Here is a 20630-nt window from a genome sequence, read left to right as displayed (position 1 = left end):
GACTGCCATTTTTAAACCGTTGTTGCGCAGCCATCAGGGAGTGTTTTCCCAGGTAAGCATTTCCAGCAGCAATACATTGTTATAGGCCGGGCAGTAATAATAAAATTTACCGGCACCTGATTTGCCTATCCAGTTTTTGAATGGATTAGGGAGGAAAGAGGCCATGTTGGCAATGAAAAAAACAAAATCATTCTCTTCTGTTAAAGTCAGCATATCCGGATAGGCAGGGAAGGTATCCCGGGATATGGCAGCACCAAAACGCAGCAAAGCAGTGGCGGTAATAGCACGGTCCATGAAGCGGGTTGTTTCCTCATATATCTTTCTGGTATCTGCTATCAGCTGCGGCCTGAACTGCTCCAGTTCCGGAATGTGATGCAACTGCATTAAGCGCGATAAATGATACAATATCACAGCGGGCCGGTCGTAATGAGGGGCAATATAATCCGGATGGGTGAGGTATTGGCGTTGACGGACTACTTCCCGGATCAGTTGTATGCTGGCAGAATCCGCCTCGGTAAGGGGCAGTTTATACTTTAATACCAGGTGGAGTGCATTGGAGAGCACACAAATGTCGAAATCAATCGGCATCTTTTTACCAAACCAGGTGGAATAGGCAGGGAGGTGTTTATATGCTTTAAAAGTATTTTTGACCTGTCTGGTAGTACCATTCCGGTGCTGCTGCATTAAGCGGTGCACCGCTTGTACTACACTGTCTGGTGCTTCCAGCGCCTGTAAGACGATGGCCGTGTCATCAATATCTTCTGGCAACGAATGGGTTTTGTTCATGAGGTTCAGCCAGCCTGCATTTGGAAAAACTTCCATCGTATCTCTTTGCCAGAAATTGTAGGTAGGCAGCCCTTTCCGGTTACGGAATTTGTTGTATACCGGAAGGGCATTGCGGTAAATCTGCTTGCATATTTCCTGATCAGATGCAGATAGTTTAGGCTCAATTTGTTTGAGGGTGACTACAATCAGACCGGTAAAAAAAATGTTATCATCGTTCTTAAATACATTTCTCCTTTTATCGTATTCGCGATAAGTAGGAAACATGCCTGCCGGAAAATCGCCTGGTGTTTGTACCTGCATGGCAGCAATACGTTTTACCAGCTGGCTTATCAGCAAACTATCATTCGCTATTGACGGAATAGCCATCAAAAGCAGCCAGACAATGTGTAAACAGGATAGGGTGTAACGGTTTGACATTATTTCTTTTTAGGCTTGGCACCTCTCTTTTTGGGTTTCCCGTATTTTTTCATCATTTTATCTGCATGACTTACCCGTTTATTCACCTTCCGGTTCTTGGCAGATTTTTCATGGAATGCAGGACCTACGTCTTCCCGTTTAGGAAGTTTCAACACGATATTTTTTACAAATACTTTAGGCTGTTCGTCAGCTGTCAGTACAGTTGAAATTTCAAGATGTGGCGGTAATGGCAGGATGGGGATGGTGTAGTTCATCAGGCTTTCGATAGCTTCCTGCTGCGGCTGTTCCTGCTCCGTAATAAAGGTAATGGCGATGCCCTTTTTATCAGCTCTGCCGGTTCTGCCTATACGATGTATATAATTTTCCGGTACTTCCGGGGTGTCAAAGTTGATGACATGCGTTACCTCGGAGATGTCCAGCCCTCTGGCAATAATGTCTGTAGCGATGATAAACCGGTAGTTACCTTCCTGGAATTGTTTAACGGTATTGAAACGGTGATTTTGTTCTTTATTGGAATGGATAACACCCACCTTTTCAGGGAACTTTGTTTCCAGCTGTTCATATAGTTGGTCGGCCAGTTGTTTGGTAGCAGCAAAGACCAGCACTTTGGTCATTTCCGGATCTTCTGTCAGTAAAAGTTCCAGCAGGTTTACTTTGGTATGGAAGTTAGGAACCTGATAGGCCACCTGGTTGATATTGTCCAGCGGCGTGCCGGCAGGAGCTGCTTCTATCCTTACCGGATTATTGAAATAGGTATTGATCAGTGTTTCTACTTCTGCTGTTATAGTAGCAGAGAACAGTAGATTTTGCCGTTTGCCGGGCAGCAGGTCCAGGATGTTGCTCAGCTGGGTCCGGAATCCGAGGTTCAGCATCTCGTCCACTTCATCTATTACCAGCTTTTTAATCGCTTTTACCTTCAGGGCGCCGCTCAGGATCAGGTCATATAATCTGCCGGGTGTTGCCACCAGTATATCCAGTTTGTTTTGCATGGCAGCCATCTGGGGGTTCATATTCACCCCACCATATACACCGGCTACTTCCACACTCATATAGGCAGTCAGTTGTTTAACAGCTTCCACTACCTGGATCACCAGTTCGCGGGTAGGAACAATGATCAATGCCTGGGGATATTTATCTTTTGTAAACCTGAACTGCCGGAGTATGGGAAGCAGGTAGGCAAACGTTTTGCCGGTACCTGTTTGTGCTATCCCGCATACATCCTGTCCGGACATCATCACAGAGAATGCTTTATGCTGGATGGTCGTAGGCGTTTTAAATCCCAGGTCATCCAGGGCATTCAATAATGGTTTATGCAGGTTTAATTCTTCAAAAGTCATATCACTTCAATAAAATGAGGAGCAAAGTTACCGGGAAATAATTTAAGATCACACTATCGTTACGGTGACCCCGGCATCTTCCAGTGCTTTGACCATATGTTTGGAAATCCCCGCATCGGTAATGATCCGTTCAATTTCGTGGAGGTTACATATTTTGCCAAAGCTGCGTTTACCAAATTTACTGGAATCGGCCAGTACTACTGTTACCTGCGCCGACCGAAGCATTTGCTGGTTTAGACGTGCCTCCATCAGATTGGTGGTCGTGAGGCCATATTCGGGATCAATGCCATCTACCCCGATAAACAATTTACTACAGGATATTTCTGAAAGCAGCTTTTCTGCAAACGGGCCGGTTACAGAAAAGGAACTATGGCGTAGCTGCCCGCCAAGTTGCAGGATGTCTACATCCGGGTGACTGGATAGTTCCATAGCTACAGGCAGGGAGGCCGTAATCACTGTAAGGTTGCCCTGCGGTACGATGTTGCGTGCCAATGCCAGCACGGTGGTGCCAGAGGCAATAATAATCGTATCATTAGGGCGGATCATGGCAGCCGCTGCTTTGCCAATGAGGTCTTTTTCTGCTGCCTGGATTACGGCTTTCTCATTGACAGGCTTGTCCCTGATATAAGGATTGTGCAAAGAGGCGCCTCCATGTGTACGGTATAGCAGTTGTTTATCCTCCAGCAGCTTCAGGTCTTTACGAATGGTAACCGCAGATACATCCAATTCGTTGCACAGCTCTACCACACTTACCTGCCCGTTTTCCTGGATTTTTTGAATAATGTATTGGTGCCTGTCGGCAAGATTCCTCATGATTAGCTGTTTTTAAGCCACTTACCTTACAAAAGTAAACATTTTCTATCGGGGCTTCGTTATGTTGCGATTTAGTTTCGTTTTCTAAGCTTGTTATACAGACTTTTTTATATCTTGTTAGGACGAATATAACTTTTATGACGGAATAGAGGTTTCTTTTTGTTTCGATTTATTTTATTTATTAGTTTTGTTTTGTTTCGATATGAGTGGTTTTTTGGTAGGTAACTGCTATAAAAACCTGAAACCGAAAGTATTATTTCCCTGCACGTAAAAGACGGTTATGAACAGAGCACAATTAATCCAGCAGATAAAAGTTAAGGAACAGGTTTGGGATATCATTGTAATAGGAGGAGGTGCAACCGGGCTGGGAGTGGCCCTGGATGCTGCCACGCGTGGATATAAAACGCTTTTGCTGGAGCAGGTGGATTTTGCCAAAGGTACTTCCAGCAGAAGTACCAAGCTGGTGCATGGCGGGGTACGTTATCTGGCGCAGGGGGATATTGCCCTGGTCAGAGAAGCGTTATATGAACGGGGATTGTTGTTAAAAAATGCGCCCCACCTGGTGAAGAACCAGTCTTTTATTATTCCTAACTATGAATGGTGGGGTGGCGCTTTTTACACGATAGGGCTAAAGATCTATGATCTGATGGCGGGCAAACTGAGCCTGGGCAGATCGGTACATATCAGTAAAAAAGAAGTGGAAGAGCGTATACCAGCGATCCGTCAGGAAGGATTAAGAGGTGGCGTGTTGTATCATGACGGACAGTTTGACGATGCACGGCTGGCTGTTAATATTGCACAAACCTGCGTGGAAAAAGGCGGGGTGGTGCTGAACTATTGTGCCGTAAAAAATCTGCGGAAAGATACCAATGGCCGGATTAATGGGGTGGTAATGGAAGATCGGGAAACCGGGGACGTGTATGAACTCTCGGCCAGGGTAGTGGTGAATGCCACCGGCATATTTGTAGATGGTATTTTGCAGATGGATAAACCTGGTAGTGGTAATATGGTAAGACCCAGCCAGGGCGTACATTTGGTGTTAGATGCTTCCTTTCTGCGGGGAGAAGATGCTATTATGATTCCTAAAACAGAGGATGGCCGGGTATTGTTTGCGGTGCCATGGCACAATAAAGTAGTGGTAGGTACTACAGATACTCCCTTGGACGAGCATAGCCTGGAGCCACGTGCCCTGGAAGAAGAAATTGAATTTATACTGCGTACAGCAGCGAGATACCTTACTAAAGCGCCTGTACGAAAAGATGTGTTGAGTGTATTTGCAGGCCTGCGTCCACTGGCGGCTACACAAAGCAGCTCCGGGAAGACAAAGGAAATTTCCAGAAGTCATAAGCTGTTGGTGTCTGCTTCCGGACTGGTAACGATTACCGGTGGCAAGTGGACCACTTTCCGCAGAATGGGGCAGGATACGGTAGACAAAGCAGCTGAAACCGGTGGCTTGCCCAAAGCGGCCTGCGTTACCCAGCATTTACCGATACATGGGTATCAGCAGGCGGTAAACAGAAATGACCATTTATACGTTTATGGAAGTGATCAGCCGGCAATCCATGCCCTGGTAGCTGATAATCCGGTATTGGGGCGAAGGCTGCATCCTGCACATGAATTTATTGCAGCAGAGGTATTGTGGGCAGCACGTTATGAAATGGCCAGAACCGTAGAGGATGTGCTGGCCAGGAGAGTAAGGGCTTTGTTCCTGGATGCCCGCGCAGCGATTGATATGGCGCCGGAGGTAGCGGCTATTATGGCCGGTGAACTGCGGCAGGATGAGGCCTGGCAAAAATCGCAGGTAGACAGCTTTACCCGGCTGGCTAATGGCTACCTGCTGGAACCTTATCAACCACATTCCCGTTAAAGAAAAATTGTATTAACATCACTAAATCTTAGTCGATATGGATAAAATGGATAAATATATCCTGGCACTGGACCAGGGTACTACCAGCTCCAGAGCTATCGTGTTTGATCATGCAGGAAATATTATTTCCATCGCGCAAAAAGAGTTTACCCAACACTTCCCCCAGCCGGGATGGGTGGAACATGATCCCAATGAGATCTGGTCCACACAGGCAGGTGTAGCAGCAGAAGCTACCGTAAAGGTGGGCCTGAACGGGAAAAGTATTGCTGCAATCGGTATTACCAATCAACGGGAAACAACTATTGTATGGGACCGGGAAACCGGCGATCCGGTATATAACGCCATTGTATGGCAGGACAGGCGTACCGCGGCTTATTGCGACAGCCTGCGGGAGGCCGGAAAAGAAGAGCTGATCCGTGCTAAAACAGGATTGATCATTGATGCCTATTTCTCGGGTACTAAAGTAAAATGGATCCTGGATAATGTGGAAGGTGCCAGGGAAAAAGCAGCTGCTGGCAAACTGGCTTTCGGAACGGTAGACAGTTGGCTGGTATGGAAACTGACCCGGGGAGAAGTACATGTAACGGATGTTACCAACGCATCAAGGACTTTATTGTTAAACATTAATACACTGGAGTGGGATGATGAGCTGCTGGAATTACTGACGATTCCTAAAAGCATGCTGCCGCAAGTGAAACAATCCAGTGAAATATACGGGGAAACAAAGACTACCATCTTTGCGTCCAAAATACCTATTGCGGGGATCGCGGGCGACCAGCAGGCGGCTCTTTTCGGACAAATGTGTACCCGGCCGGGAATGGTGAAGAATACCTATGGTACAGGCTGTTTTATGCTGATGAATATCGGTGATAAGCCCAAGGTGTCTGCTCATAACCTGCTGACCACGGTAGCCTGGAAGGTAGATGGAAAAGTGCAGTATGCGTTTGAAGGCAGTATTTTTATTGGAGGGGCTATTGTACAATGGCTACGGGATGGCCTGGGTATTATCAAGGCTTCTTCTGAAGTGGAAGCGCTGGCAAGACAGGTGAAAGATACGGAGGGGATGTACCTGGTACCTTCCTTTACAGGGCTGGGTGCTCCTTATTGGAACCAGTATGCCACCGGTATGATGATAGGGCTGACCAGGGGTACTAAAGCGGCCCATATTGCCCGCGCTGCACTGGAAGCAATCGCCTACCAGACCATGGATGTACTGAAGGCCATGGAAGCAGATGCGAATATGCAGATTACAGAACTGCGGGTAGATGGTGGTGCTACTGCCAATGACCTGCTGATGGAATTTCAGGCAGATGTACTGCAAACAAGGGTAATCAGACCTACTGTAGTAGAAACTACTGCCCTGGGAGCTGCTTATCTGGCTGGTCTGGCAGTAGGCTACTGGAAGGATACGGATGAAATTCAGACACTCTGGAAGTCAGAAAGGGAGTTTACCGCTACCGCATCGCCGGCCACCATGGAAGCGGGGATCAAAGGTTGGCACCGGGCTATTAATGCTATTCAGGCATGGACCAAATTCTAGTTTTATATTCCACAAAACAATTATGAAATATGACTCCTTTTATTGCTGAATTAATTGGTACCATGCTGCTTATTCTTTTAGGAGGTGGTGTAGTGGCAAATGTGGTGCTGAAAGGTACCAAAGGAAATAATAGCGGCTGGATCGTAATTACGACTGGCTGGGCATTGGCTGTATTTGTAGGCGTCGTGGTGGCAGGCCCGTACAGTGGTGCACATTTAAGTCCGGCAGTTACCCTGGGGTTGGCAATTGCAGGGAAATTTGAATGGGCAAAAGTGCCTCCGTTTATCGCGGCACAGTTCATAGGGGCTATGTCAGGGGCTTTCCTGGTATGGGCCATGCATAAAGATCATTTTGACCGCTCCAGTGATGATCCCGGTGGTCAACTGGCGGTATTTGCTACGGGACCGGCTATCCGTAATCCGTTGTCCAACCTGTTCAGCGAAATTGTAGGCACTTTTGTACTGATCATGTGTGTGTTTTATATCACACCGGCGGAAATGGGCCCTGAGAAAGTACCGGTAGGACTTGGTTCGGTAGGGGCCATACCTATTGCATTTGTAGTATGGGCGATAGGGCTTTCCCTGGGAGGCACTACCGGATATGCGATTAATCCGGCGCGTGACCTGGGGCCGCGTATCATGCATGCTATCCTGCCCATGAAAGGGAAAGGTAGCAGTGACTGGGGCTATGCGCCTATACCCGTGATAGGGCCTGTGATAGGTACTACACTGGCTGCATTGCTGTATATGGCATTGCAATAGCGGGCATAAAGAGACTAAGATAAAAAGCTGATTACGTACTGTAATCAGCTTTTTGCTTTTTATGCGCCTGCATCCTGGGCGCATTGTCTGCGGAAATGGCTACCGGCTATTGTATCAAAACCGGACATTGACCGTATCAAAACCGAACATAAAAGGGGAATGCGAATGCCTAACTGTTTGATTATGAAGGTGCTCGTTTTTTGGCATTTTTTTCATGGATGAACATCGTGTGGGGGATGGGGGTATCGGGACCTGCTATTTGTTATTTCCACAAGCAATCAGTTATGCTAAGCAATTACATTAAAACGTCTTTCCGCAGCTTTAAAAAACATTCCAGTTATGGGATATTGAATATTGCCGGGCTTGCAGTGGGAATTGCCTGCGCAGCCTTTATCTTTTTGTGGGTGGAGGATGAATTGAATTTTGATCAGCAGTTTGCCAAAAAAGACCGCTTGTATCGTATTCTTGAAACCCAGACCTATGAGGGTAAGACAGGGACTTTCTGGGCTACTCCAGGCCCCCTGGCAGCTGGTATAAAAGCAGAGATCCCCGGCATAAAAGATGCGGCCCGCTTAAGCTGGACCCGGAAAATGCTGTTTACCAAAGACGAGAAACCGGTGTATGTTGCCGGTGCATATGCAGATCAGGCATTGTTTGATATGTTACAGCTGCCTTTCATAAAAGGTAACCCCGCCACTGCTTTTAAGGACCCGCATAGCCTGGTGATCAATGAAAAAACAGCCCGGCTGTTTTTTGGAGAGGAAGATCCTATCGGTAAAACACTGAAAGTGGATAACAGGGATCCTTACACGATAACAGGTGTTATGAAAAACCTGTCGGAAAATACCTCCTTTGATTTTGAATGGCTGGCTCCCTACGTAATTTATGAAGCGCAAAATCAATGGTTGAAGGAGTGGGGGAATAATGGTACAATGACCTATGTGGAATTGCAGGCTAACGCCAGTGTGCCTGCTGTGAATAAGAAACTGGAACATTACCTGAGTACAAAAGGAGATATTGAAACGACCTGTTTTCTTTTTTCCATGAATGACTGGCGATTGTACAGCGGGTTTGAAAATGGCAAGCAAACCGGGGATGGCCGTATTAAGTATGTCAGGTTATTTACCCTGATTGCCTGGATCATACTGGCTATCGCCTGTATCAATTTCATGAATTTATCTACTGCCCGGTCTTCGCAGCGTGCACGGGAAGTGGGGGTGCGTAAGGTGTTAGGAGCTGCGAAAAGCAAGCTGGTTACCCAGTTTATCTGTGAATCCTTATTCCTGGCATTTGTTGCCGTGTTTATTGCACTGATAATGATCTATGTATTTATGCCGGGATTCAATATACTGGTGGAGAAAAAGTTAGCGCTGGATATTACCAATCCCTGGCATCTGGGAGGGCTGCTGGGCATAGGATTGTTAAGTGGCCTGGTGGCAGGCAGCTATCCTGCCTTTTTTCTTTCTTCCTTTAACCCGGTATTTGTATTGAAGGGACTAAAGCTGAAAGGAAGTGCCAGCGCCGGTTTTATCCGTACGGGATTGGTGGTTACCCAGTTTACCATTTCCATCATGCTGATCCTGGCAACGGTAGTCATCTATCATCAGATTCAGCATATCCGGCACCGGCAATTGGGGTACGACCGGCAGCACCTGGTATATATGGATCTGCGGGGGGATATGGGAAAACATTTTTCTGCAATCAAAAACCAGCTACTGGCCACAGGAGCAGTGCAGAATGCTGCTTTGAGCAGCAGTACCATTCTATCATTTGGCAGTAACGGATCCAACTTTACCTGGGGTGGAAAAGATCCTGCGGTAGATGTGTTGATCACGCAGGAAGAGGTAAGCCCGGAATACGTGAGTACGATGGGGTTGAAGCTGGTGTCCGGACGTGATTTTTATACTGATTCCAAATCAGATTCCAATAGTATCATTATTAATGAAACGCTGGCCCGGATGATAACGAAGGATAATGCTGCCAACAATACCCTTACCCGTGGCGATGGTACAAAGTATGAAATTACCGGGGTGATAAAGAACTTTGTTTACAATGATCTGTATGGTAAAAGTGTGCCGCTGATCCTGTATGCTAATCCGGAAGGTGCCCGCTTTCTGACGATCCGTTTTAAACCAGGGGCTAATGTGCCTGATGCATTAAAGAAAGTGGAACAGATCATGGTGGCTAATAATCCCGGGTATCCTTTTGAATATGAGTTTGTAGATACAGAATTCAATAACCGGTTTAAAATGGAAGCCATGATCGGTAAGCTGGCAGGTATGTTTGCCATACTGGCCATATTTATTTCCTGCCTGGGATTGTTTGGATTAGCTGCATATACAGCAGAGCGGAGAACCAAGGAAATTGGTATCCGTAAGATTATGGGGGCGTCCATATCAGGATTGGCCAGCCTGTTGTCAAGAGATTTTATGCGCCTGGTGTTATTTTCCTGCGTAATCGCCTTTCCAATATCCTGGTATACCATGAGCAGATGGCTGAATGACTATGCCTACCGGATCAGTATCCAATGGTGGATGTTTGTATTGGCAGGGGTGCTGGCCCTGGCTATCGCTTTATTAACGGTTATTTTCCAGGCAATTAAGGTGGCCCTGGCTAATCCGTTGAACAGCCTGAAATCTGAATAAACAATAACACCCGTTTCATTTATAACTGTTTGTAGCGGCAGCAGCATTTCCCAGGCTGCTGCCTTTTTTTTACCTTTATAGCTTTAGATAATTTTGCGCTGCCCGGCAAATAAAATGTTTTTCCTATGCGCTTTAACACCAGAAACGATCTGCCCTGTACACTCATTACGAATATTATTATCTTGGTAAGCCTGCTGTTATTGGGGTTCGGTATCTATGACAGGGCTGGCGGCGGGAAGGCTGCCTTTGTTTCTTTGGCGATACTAATTCCATTGATCTTTGTTACCTGGGGCCTGCATCCGCAATTTTATGAAGTTACACGGGCTGCCATCCGGATCAAAAGACCTTTTAAAAGCATTTACATTCCCCTGGATGAAGTGACTTTAGTAAAACCCCTGGAAAAAGGAGAAACCGGGGTGCTGTTAAGGTCCTTCGGGGTAGGTGGATTATTTGGCTATTTTGGTCTTTTTACATCCTCCAAACTGGGTGGACTGGAGCTATGGTGTACCAACACCACCGACCTGGTTTTGATCCAGTATGGGAAGAAAAAAGTAGTCATCAGCCCGGAAGAACCCGGCCGTTTTGTAGCAGAAGTGATCCTCCGGAAAAGCGAATTATAGCCCCCAAATGATATTTGCTTTTGCCAAATAATAAACTTGCTTTTGTCAACTTTATTACGCAATTTACATTGGTAAATAAAGAGATATGTCTGCCAGTCCTGCACTTATAAAAGAAGTCCGTCAGTTTAACCGCTTTTATACCGGGGTAGTAGGGTTGCTCAACCAGCACATCCTGGATAGCCGGCTTTCCTTATCAGAAGTAAGGGTATTGTATGAGATCGGGCATATGGAAAATTGCACAGCTGGCAAGCTGATTGAGCGTACGCATATAGATGGGGGATACCTGAGCCGGATCGTGAAAGCCTTCGAAAAGGAAGGGTGGATCACCCGTAAAAAGTCTGCCGCCGACGGACGTACGTATTTCCTGCATTTAAGCCTCAAAGGCAAAAAACTACTGGATAGCCTGGATGAAAAATCGAATGCAGAGATTGGGCAACTTTTACATCCATTGCCGGAAGCGCAGCAAAATACGGTGGCCTCCGCCATGAAAAAAATTCAGCAGGTACTGGAAGGAGAACATCCTGCCTCAGATGATATAACGTCATCGGATATTGTTTTCCGGGAGCAGTTGTTACCTGGTGATGTAGGTTACCTTATTTATCTGCACGGACAATTATATGCAAAAGAAACAGGTTATAATCTGGAATTTGAATCCTATGTATGTAAAACCTTTCATGAGTTTTTACAATCTTATAATCCGGGAAAAGACCGGTTATTCCTGGCTACCTACCAGGAACAGATTATAGGGGCGGTGGCTATTTTAGGCTCTTCCAGGCACCTGGCGCAGCTGAGGTGGTTCCTGGTACATCCTGATTTCCGGGGCCTGGGATTAGGGAAGAAATTGCTGACAAATGCCATTGACTTCTGCCGGGAAAAAAACTATCAGAAGGTATATCTGTTGACCACCAGCATGCAAACCACTGCAATTGACCTGTATAAAAAGGCAGGATTTCATAAAACGGGAGAGAAATACCTGGAAATGTGGGGACAGCATTTGTATGAACAGCGCTACGAGCTGACTATTACCAATTAAGGCGTACTAAGAGCAGCATCCTCAGCCACTGCCTCCTGGCCATGAAGCGATTATTTCCGGTTTACTGATACTTCTGCAGCAACACGATTTGTCCGAGGTGATAAGCATCATGTTCTATGATACCTTGCAGGTAGTAAATGCTTAATTGTTCCATGCCCGGCAACACTTCATAGAGTTTATCTTCAGGAAATTCCCGGATAGCCGTTACCATTAGTGCAAAGGAATGTTCCAGCCGGTGAAGGGTAGCCTGCCAGTTGGCTTCTCCGTGATTTTCGGGCATATAAAAATCAGGAAGATCCCCATCCTGTTCCAGTTTTTCATTGTTAAGATGACGCATTACCCGCTGATGCCAGAATACCATATGGTTTACTATCTGCCAGATACAATTAGACCCCTTAATCTGCTGAACGGCTTGCCGGGAGTTGATCTCCTTCAGGTGTGAAGTGAGTGTGACATCAATCCAGGGGGAGCCATCATATATATTTTGCAGGGCGGTGGCCAGGTAATGAGTGGGTGTCATGGGGAAAATTTATAAAACGTGAAATATATAGCGGTCAATAATGCCAGTTACTTTAACAAAGTAACAGTTTGTTATTAAAAATGCAAAAAAAAGCTGCTTTCACTGTGCAGATAACCGGGCTTCCTCATAGCCAGATCAGCGATTCCCGTTGTTTTGGAAGGAGGCATTGGCGCCCTTTCATCAATTAACCTTATTTTTAGAGAATAAACTTATCTGTATGGATCAACAGCAACTGGAACGCAACAAGAATGAAGACGCCATGCGCCTGGCCATTAGCACGATGAAAACACGCGCGGGCGTAATAGAACAGGGAGGAGGCAAAAAGAATATGGAGAAGGTGAAGCAAAGGGGGAAGTTAAATGCCAGAGAGCGTATCGCGTATCTGATAGATAAAGACAGCAGTTTTCTGGAAATAGGCACATTTGCTGCGTATGATATGTATGCAGAACATGGTGGTTGTCCGGCTGCAGGTACTGTAGGGGGAATAGGGTATGTAAGCGGGCGCCAGTGCATGATTGTGGCCAATGATATGACTGTAAAAGCAGGGGCCTGGTTTCCGATGACCGGCAAAAAGAACCTGCGTTTGCAGGAAATAGCAATGGAAAACAGACTGCCGGTGATTTACCTGGTGGATAGTGCAGGTGTTTATTTGCCCATGCAGGACGAGATCTTTCCGGATAAAGAACACTTTGGACGCATCTTCCGTAATAATGCCCGGATGAGTGCTATGGGGATTACACAAATAGCTGCTGTCATGGGCAGTTGTGTAGCTGGGGGGGCTTACCTGCCTATTATGAGTGATGAAGTATTGATGGTAGAAGGGAACGGCTCTATTTTCCTGGCGGGCCCTTATCTCGTAAAAGCAGCCATTGGAGAAGACGTAGATGCAGAAACGTTAGGAGGGGCTATTACACATACAGAGATTTCCGGCATTGCAGATTATAAATTTAAAACGGATGAAGCATGCCTGGACCAGATAAAAAGGATCGTGAGTAAACTGGGGCATCCCTTAAATGCAGGTTTTGACCGGATAGCACCAGCACCACCGGCAAAAGATCCGCAGGAGCTGCTGGGATTGCTGCCTGCCGACAGCTCCAAGCCTTACAATATGGAAGAGGTGATTGCACGGATCGTTGATAATTCCGAATTTGATCAATACAAACAGGATTATGGAAAGAGCATTATATGTGGGTATGCCCGTATCGATGGCTGGGCCGTGGGGATAGTTGCCAATCAGCGGAAAATAGTGAAAAGCAAAAAAGGAGAAATGCAGATGGGAGGGGTGATCTATAACGATAGTGCAGATAAAGCAGCCCGATTTATCATGAACTGCAACCAGAAAAAAATCCCCCTTGTGTTTTTACAGGATGTAACCGGCTTTATGGTAGGTAGCCGCAGTGAACATGCCGGGATCATCAAGGATGGTGCTAAACTCGTGAACGCGGTAGCTAATTCTGTTGTGCCCAAGATCACCGTGATCATTGGTAATTCCTATGGTGCAGGTAACTATGCCATGTGCGGCAAAGCCTATGATCCCCGGTTCATCTATGCATGGCCCACCGCTAAAATTGCGGTAATGGGCGGGGAACAGGCGGCCAAAACATTATTGCAGATACAGGTGGCTTCTCTCAAAGCGAAAGGGGAAGAGATTACTCCGGAAGATGAAAAAAAATTGCTTTCCCATATTACAGACCGGTATAACAGCCAGACTACTCCTTACTATGCTGCTGCCCGCTTGTGGGTAGATGATATTATTGATCCGGCAGATACCCGGCAAGTGATTGCAGAAAGTATCGCTGCGGCCAACCAGGCGCCGGTAGCGGATCATTTTAATGTAGGTGTTTTCCAGGTATAAATACATCTGTGCTACTGCTGCCCGTTGCGGACCTGTACGAAGGGAGCAGGCAAACTGATAACTATTTCCCTATATTTGCCGCTTAAATTTTATAATGGCTGAACTGATAATATATACAGATGGTGCTTCACGGGGTAATCCCGGACCCGGAGGATATGGGGTAGTGCTGATATGGGGAAACATCAGAAAGGAATTGTCGCAAGGATATCGCAGTACCACTAATAACCGCATGGAGCTGTTGGCGGTCATCGTTGCGCTGGAAGCATTGAAAAAAGACGGACAGGAAGTGACGATCTATACAGATAGCCAGTATGTAGTAAACAGCATTGAAAAAGGATGGCTCTGGAGTTGGGTGAAGACAGGGTTTAAAGATAAGAAGAACAAGGACCTGTGGATGCGCTTTATTCCATTATACAGAAAACATAAAGTGAAAATGGTATGGGTAAAAGGGCATGCCAGCAACCCTTTTAATAACCGCTGTGATGAACTGGCTACACAGGCGGCAGATAGCCGCGACTGGCTGGTGGATGAAGGCTTTGAAATGGCAGCTGCACAATAATACGATACTAAATACCTGTATATCCAGGTATTGCTAAGAGGTTACTTCTCCGGACGTAACCTCTTTTTTATGTGCTGTCTGAACGACTGTTTTCAGAACTTTTTAACATTTATTTTGTTGTTTATTTAAAATACCCCTAGCTTTGCGCAGCATAACCCTACTTGATTGGTAGGGTAATTGTTAAAAGCTTTGCTGCGGAGTATATGGTATCTGTTAGCACGGCATTATTTGTACACATTTTAAAGGAAATCATTGCTATCGGCAATAGCTTGTTATTGATCACACAACAACCAGGAAAACCATATCAGGATGCATCATGCTAAAACTGTAGCAGGTGCATTTTTCACCATTTAAAAAGTAGTAATCATACCTGTTTCACTTGCCAGGTATATCAAAAGAAAATACTTATAGCACGGAACCATTTTTTCAACAGGCAGCGGCTGTCGTGTGAAGGCATTGTATTGCCCATATCTGAATAAGCTCCGCAATGGCAGTGTAGTAGCTATTTTCCCAAATCATCTTTTTTAAATTAATACACATTATTATGTTACAACGGATTTACATTTCACTCTTATTACTGTTGCCATTTGCGGCCTTTTCGCAAACGCGGGTAGTAAGTGGTACTGTTTTGTCGGCCAAAGAAAAAGAGCCGCTACCGGGTGCTTCTGTGTCAGTAAAGGGCACTGCGAAAGGTGTGGTGACGAATAGTGACGGACAATTTAAACTGGAAATAAATGACCCTGCGGCCACTACGCTGCTGGTGAGCTTTATTGGGATGGTGCCGCAGGAAATTCCGGTGAGTACCAGCCCTATTACTGTTTTACTGGAAGCCAGCAGCAGGGCGATTGATGAAGTAGTCGTGATTGCCTATGGTGCTACGAAGAAATCAAGTTATACGGGCTCCATTTCACAGATCAAAGGGGATCAGCTGGAAAACAGACAGGTATCCAATGTGTCAAAAGCATTGCAGGGCCTGGCGGCCGGTGTACAGTCAACTTCTGCCAGCGGACAACCAGGTACTGAAGCCACCATCCGTATCCGGGGGGTAGGCTCTATCAACGCTTCCAGTGATCCGCTGTATGTGGTAGACGGGGTGCCTTACTCCGGAAGCATCAGTGCGATCAATCCCTATGATATCGCTTCCGTAAGTGTTTTGAAAGATGCAGCTTCGAGCGCGCTTTATGGTTCCCGTGGTGCCAATGGGGTGATTATTATCACTACCAAACAAGGAAAGAAAAGCAAAGATGGCAGCACGATTGATGTGCGGGTAAGCCAGGGCTTTTCCAAAAGGGCCGTAGAAGATTACAAACAAATGAATACCAACCAATACTTTGAACTTTACTGGGAGGCTTTGAGAAATAAGGGGTTGTCGGACAACCTGACACCGGATGCTGCTGCGAGGCTGGCCAGCAGTACCATCATCAGCGATCTGGGTATTAACCCTTATGGTGCGGCATACCCACAACCGGTAGGCCTGGATGGTAAAATTGTACCGGGCGCAAGCCCTTTATGGAATGATAACTGGTCAAAAGCGTTGCAGCGTACCGGACAACGAACAGAGGCCAATCTTAGTATCAGCGGTGCAACAGATAAAAGCAGGTATTATATTTCCGGCGGTTACCTGAACGACCAGGGTATTTATCTGGGCTCCGGATTTAAACGTTATAATGCCCGTACCAATATCGACCTGGATGCGAAAGACTGGCTGAAAGTAGGTGCCAATATCAGTGCGGCACATGCTGATCAGGCATACCCGCCATCAGAAGACAGCCGCTCGGATAATGTGGTGAACTATGGCCGTCTCATCCCTGGTTTTTACCCCATTTACAAGCGCAATCTTAATGACGGTACTTACCTGCTGGATGCTAATGGCAATAAACAGATTGACTATGGTGATTACCGCCCCAGTGCAGCTAATCCCCGGAGCAATCTGCTGGGTACTATCAACCTGGACAAATCACAGATATTAAGGGATGATGTTTCTGCCCGTGTATATGCGGAGGCTACCATCTGGGATCAACTGAAGTTTAAAACCAGTTATAATGCGGATTATACAACCAGCAACAGCCACTTCTATACCAATCCCGCATTTGGTTTTAATGCTCCTATAGGTGGTACCGTGGATAAAGGGAATACCCGTACTTTCTCCTGGACATTCAACAACATATTTACTTACGAGAAAACATTCAATAAAGACCATCATATTAACCTGCTGGCGGGGCAGGAGGCCTATAGCTACGGCACACGGTTTATTACCGGCAGCAGGCAGGGATTTGCCTTGCTGGGCTTTGATGAACCAGTGGCGGCTTCCCAGCTGAATGATTTCACAGGTTACTCAGACAGCTATAAACTGGCCAGCTACCTGGGTCGTGCGGAATATGACTATCAGCAACGATATTATTTCTCTGCATCACTGCGTACAGATGGCTCCTCCCGCTTTTCGCCGGACAACCGTTGGGGTACTTTCTGGTCAGTGGGTGCCTCCTGGAAACTGGCACAGGAAGCCTGGCTCAAGGAAACAAGCTGGTTAGATGCATTGACATTACGTGCAAGTTATGGCGGACAGGGAAATGATAATATTGGTAGCTATTATGCCTACAAAAGCCTGTACGTGATCAATAATAACCTGGGAGAAGGGGGTACCTACCGGGATAGCCTGTATAACCCCCACCTGAAATGGGAAACCAATCTGAATCTGAACCTGGGAGTGGATTTTGCGATGCTGGATAATCGTATTTCAGGATCTGTAGAATACTTTCAACGTAAATCAAAAGACCTGTTGTATTCCCTGCCACTGGCATTATCTACCGGGTATGATGCAATAGATGAAAATATCGGCTCTCTTAAAAACAACGGGGTGGAACTGCAACTCCGTGGCGTACCGGTAAGGAACAAGGACTTTTCCTGGACAGTAGATCTGAACCTGACACACTATAAAAATAAAATCACAGAACTACCGCAAAAAGAAATCATCAGCGGTACTAAAAAGCTGATGGTAGGGACGTCTATCTACGACTTCTTTATACGGGAGTGGGCAGGAGTAGATCCGGAAAACGGAAAGGCACAATGGTTTGTAACCGGTGCCGACGGCAAGAAAACCAAAACATATAGCTATGCCGATGGTACGCAGTATTACAGTGGCTCTGCATTGCCGGATGTGTACGGTGGGTTTACCAATACCTTTGATTATAAAGGATTATCGCTCTCCTTTTTGATAACGTATAGCCTGGGAGGTAAGATACTGGATAATGATGTTACATTTCTGATGCACAATGGCAACAATCCGGGAAGAGCCTGGCATGAGGATATGCTGAACCGGTGGACACCACAGCATAAGAATACGGATATCCCTGTGCTGACAACCGACAATTCGGGCTGGACACAAACATCTACCCGCTTTTTGTATGATGCCACCTACGGCCGGCTAAAGAGTGTGAACCTGAGTTATACGCTGCCTAAGTCTATCCTGGATAAGGCACGGCTGAACCGGGTAACGGTGTACCTGCAGGGAGAGAACCTGCTGACGTGGTATAACCACAAAGGAATGGACCCGGAGCAGGCAGTAAATGGTGTTACCTACTATCGTTATCCGGCGGTTAAATCGGTATCTGCTGGTTTAAACCTGAGCTTCTAAGTACGTTATCCAAAAACTTATCAGATGAAACATAATAACAGATTCATAATAGCGGTATTATCCGCAGGCATTTTGTTTAGCAGTTGCGGCAAAAATTTCCTGGATACCAATCCTACCAATAAGGTACCGGAAGACCAGGTATTTAATACAGTAGAAAATGCACAAACGGTATTGAATGGTACCTGGGCATATATGATGGACAATTACCTGGGAGGTACTTTTTCCAACCCGGGTTATGGCGCCATTTTGCGGGTCAGTGATGCAATGGGCAGTGATGTGGCCGTCACTACCAAGTATGGTTTCAGGGACGCCTATACGTTTACCGAAATGATCGATAACACCAAGGGGAGGGTAGCTGCTTTCTGGACCACCCTCTACAAGGTGATTGATAACTGTAACAACGTGATTGCCAGGATTGATGGTATTAACGGAGACGAAACGCAAAAGAAATATATAAAAGGACAGGCACTGGCATTAAGGGCCAATAGTTACCTGGTACTGGCTACTTTTTACCAGTTTAATTATAGTGTTAATACCAGCAGTAAAGTAGTGCCTATTTACCTGGAACCTGCCACGGCAGCTACAGCCGGTAAGCCTAAAGCTACGGTACAACAGTTGTACGACCAGATCATTGCAGACCTTACCGAGGCAGAAAAATTATTGCCAGGTTTTGATCGTGGAGAAGGCAGACGCTTCAAAATGAACCTGGACGTGGTAGAAGGACTATTTGCCAGAACTTACCTGAATATGGGCAACTGGACCAAGGCGGGAGAAAAAGCAGCAGCTGCCAGGGCTGCTTATACCTTAATGTCGGCGGCAGAATATGCCAAGGGATTTAATGATGTGAATAATGTAGAGTGGATCTGGGGACATCCCCAAACACCCAGTCAGCGTGTTGCCAGTGATAATTTCCATTTTCTGGATGTTTCTTCACCATCATCCGGATACTACAGCTTCATGGCGGATCCTTACTTTAAGGATTTATTTACATCCAATGATATCCGCTTTAAATTATTTGCCTGGGATACCTTGCCCAGCCGTGAAGGACTGTTGCGGTATGAGAAGTTTAAGTTCCGGGCAGATCAAACCGGCGACATTGTGCTGATGCGTGCGGCTGAAATGTACCTGATCGAAGCGGAAGCATATGCCCGTAATGGTAACATCGGTAAAGCGGCAGAACGGCTGAACGACCTGCGTGGCGCACGTAGTGCAGTGTTGTATAAAGCTGCAGGACAAACTATTAAGCAGGCGGTGGATACCATCCTGGTGGAAAGACGTAAGGAACTCTGGGGAGAAGGTTTTTCGCTTTCTGACATATTACGTACCAGCGGCACCGTAGTGCGTAAAGCATTTGTACAGGCCAATGGCGACCCGATAGTAATAAAGGTACCCCGTGCCAATGGCGGTTTTGTTTCAGTCAACGGGAAAGGACATCGTGCTGTGAAATTTCCCGATGGGAGCGCCTTTGTACCTAACAGCAAATATTACCTCTTTGCTATTCCGGATGCGGAAATAAAGAATAATCCCAACCTGGATAAATAACTATCATTACTATACTATAAAAGAAAGGGCCGTCATTGCTGACGGCCTTTCTTTGTAAAAAAAACGGGCATGTATTCGTTAGTGATAAGTTACAATGGTGATTTTCTTGATAAATAGGTTAATCAGGGTGTAAGATAGTGCAAATTTAAATAATATAACAAAAAAGCCGCAGATTACCTGCGACTTTTAATACTTTATTGTTGCTTATTATTTGGCTGCAAATTTAGCGACAGGAGTTTTTTCATTATTGAGCAGGAGGTTCCCATTTTCAAAGCTGTAATTATCTACTTTATCCAGTGCTTTAAGATAGGCATCTTCCATTTTCATATCCGGGCAAGCCATTTTTGTACTGGCCATTGGTCCCAGTTTTATCTGGTTGGAGCCGGAAAAGGTAAAGCTGCCCATCATACGGTTGCATCCTGCATGACCTGAAACCCGGTGACCGTCCTGCGTAAACAGGATGGTAGGCACATGAGCCGTAGTAGAAGTGTCTACCGCCTGACCTTCCAGTTCTACGAGGTTCCATTCCCTGTATAAAGCGGTAGAATCAGCAGTAGCAGTACCATCATTGTTTTGCGTTTGTTTACTGTTTGCACAGCCAGCTGCTGTCATTATCGCTACAGCTGCCAATGCGCCGTAAATTACTTTTCTCATGTGAGATTGTTTTGGGTGCCTGGCACCGGTGAATAAATCGCTTGTTT

At 46.1% G+C, this 20630-nt stretch carries 15 protein-coding genes; 10 read left to right on the top strand and 5 right to left on the bottom strand.

Annotated features, from left to right (window positions below; all coding sequences use genetic code 11):
• Window positions 1-33: 33 nt before the first annotated feature.
• Genes ABR189_RS08800 through ABR189_RS08790 form a run of 3 tightly spaced genes read right to left on the bottom strand, consistent with a single transcriptional unit; the run spans window position 34 to window position 3353 of the window.
• Complete coding sequence (locus tag ABR189_RS08800) at window positions 34-1203, bottom strand: hypothetical protein (RefSeq protein ID WP_354660101.1); 1170 nt, start codon at window positions 1201-1203, stop codon at window positions 34-36.
• Window positions 1203-2540: a DEAD/DEAH box helicase gene (locus ABR189_RS08795; protein ID WP_354660100.1), complete on the bottom strand. Its 1338-nt coding sequence runs from the start codon at window positions 2538-2540 to the stop codon at window positions 1203-1205. The genes ABR189_RS08800 and ABR189_RS08795 overlap by 1 nt, the downstream gene beginning before the upstream one ends.
• Before the next feature lie 48 nt (window positions 2541-2588).
• Window positions 2589-3353 (bottom strand): DeoR/GlpR family DNA-binding transcription regulator, encoded by a 765-nt coding sequence (locus ABR189_RS08790; RefSeq protein ID WP_354660099.1) that lies wholly within the window; start codon window positions 3351-3353, stop codon window positions 2589-2591.
• A gap of 280 nt (window positions 3354-3633) precedes the next feature.
• Between ABR189_RS08790 and ABR189_RS08785 the strand changes: the two genes are divergently transcribed.
• The 6 genes from ABR189_RS08785 to ABR189_RS08760 all read left to right on the top strand — a co-directional run bounded on the left by ABR189_RS08785 (window position 3634) and on the right by ABR189_RS08760 (window position 11819).
• Window positions 3634-5220, top strand: a complete 1587-nt coding sequence (locus ABR189_RS08785) for a glycerol-3-phosphate dehydrogenase/oxidase (protein ID WP_354660098.1) — start codon at window positions 3634-3636, stop codon at window positions 5218-5220.
• A 37-nt stretch (window positions 5221-5257) separates the two neighbouring features.
• Entirely contained in the window at window positions 5258-6760 is a 1503-nt protein-coding gene (gene glpK, locus ABR189_RS08780) for a glycerol kinase GlpK (protein WP_435575317.1), read from the top strand.
• A gap of 29 nt (window positions 6761-6789) precedes the next feature.
• On the top strand, window positions 6790-7521 hold the full coding sequence (locus tag ABR189_RS08775; RefSeq protein WP_354660097.1) for an MIP/aquaporin family protein: 732 nt from the start codon (window positions 6790-6792) through the stop codon (window positions 7519-7521).
• Window positions 7522-7805: 284 nt separating this feature from the next.
• On the top strand, window positions 7806-10166 hold the full coding sequence (locus ABR189_RS08770) for an ABC transporter permease (protein WP_354660096.1): 2361 nt from the start codon (window positions 7806-7808) through the stop codon (window positions 10164-10166).
• Window positions 10167-10291: 125 nt separating this feature from the next.
• Complete coding sequence (locus tag ABR189_RS08765; protein WP_354660095.1) at window positions 10292-10786, top strand: PH domain-containing protein; 495 nt, start codon at window positions 10292-10294, stop codon at window positions 10784-10786.
• A gap of 85 nt (window positions 10787-10871) precedes the next feature.
• The gene (locus ABR189_RS08760; RefSeq protein ID WP_354660094.1) at window positions 10872-11819 is read left to right on the top strand and encodes a bifunctional helix-turn-helix transcriptional regulator/GNAT family N-acetyltransferase; all 948 of its coding nucleotides are present in this window, start codon (window positions 10872-10874) and stop codon (window positions 11817-11819) included.
• A gap of 61 nt (window positions 11820-11880) precedes the next feature.
• Here ABR189_RS08760 and ABR189_RS08755 read toward each other — a convergent pair whose 3' ends face one another.
• Window positions 11881-12339 (bottom strand): DinB family protein, encoded by a 459-nt coding sequence (locus ABR189_RS08755; protein ID WP_354660093.1) that lies wholly within the window; start codon window positions 12337-12339, stop codon window positions 11881-11883.
• Between the two features lie 217 nt (window positions 12340-12556).
• On the opposite strand from ABR189_RS08755, the gene ABR189_RS08750 reads away from it, so the two are divergent.
• The 4 genes from ABR189_RS08750 to ABR189_RS08735 all read left to right on the top strand — a co-directional run bounded on the left by ABR189_RS08750 (window position 12557) and on the right by ABR189_RS08735 (window position 19929).
• Window positions 12557-14194, top strand: coding sequence for an acyl-CoA carboxylase subunit beta (locus ABR189_RS08750; RefSeq protein WP_354660092.1), 1638 nt, complete (start codon window positions 12557-12559; stop codon window positions 14192-14194).
• 94 nt (window positions 14195-14288) lie between these two features.
• Window positions 14289-14753: a ribonuclease HI gene (gene rnhA, locus ABR189_RS08745; protein WP_354660091.1), complete on the top strand. Its 465-nt coding sequence runs from the start codon at window positions 14289-14291 to the stop codon at window positions 14751-14753.
• Window positions 14754-15297: 544 nt separating this feature from the next.
• Window positions 15298-18387 carry a SusC/RagA family TonB-linked outer membrane protein gene (locus ABR189_RS08740; RefSeq protein WP_354660090.1) on the top strand — a complete coding sequence of 1030 codons (3090 nt, stop codon included), beginning with the start codon at window positions 15298-15300 and terminating at the stop codon, window positions 18385-18387.
• A gap of 24 nt (window positions 18388-18411) precedes the next feature.
• Complete coding sequence (locus ABR189_RS08735; RefSeq protein ID WP_354660089.1) at window positions 18412-19929, top strand: RagB/SusD family nutrient uptake outer membrane protein; 1518 nt, start codon at window positions 18412-18414, stop codon at window positions 19927-19929.
• A 207-nt stretch (window positions 19930-20136) separates the two neighbouring features.
• On the opposite strand, the gene ABR189_RS08730 is transcribed toward ABR189_RS08735, so the two are convergent.
• Window positions 20137-20583: an META domain-containing protein gene (locus ABR189_RS08730; RefSeq protein ID WP_354660088.1), complete on the bottom strand. Its 447-nt coding sequence runs from the start codon at window positions 20581-20583 to the stop codon at window positions 20137-20139.
• Window positions 20584-20630 lie beyond the last annotated feature (47 nt).

This window comes from Chitinophaga sp. H8, from assembly GCF_040567655.1.
GTDB classification, from domain to species: Bacteria; Bacteroidota; Bacteroidia; order Chitinophagales; family Chitinophagaceae; genus Chitinophaga; species Chitinophaga defluvii.
The sequence above is the reverse complement of the archived record's forward strand: the minus strand, read 5'-3'. Positions and strand labels throughout refer to the sequence as shown.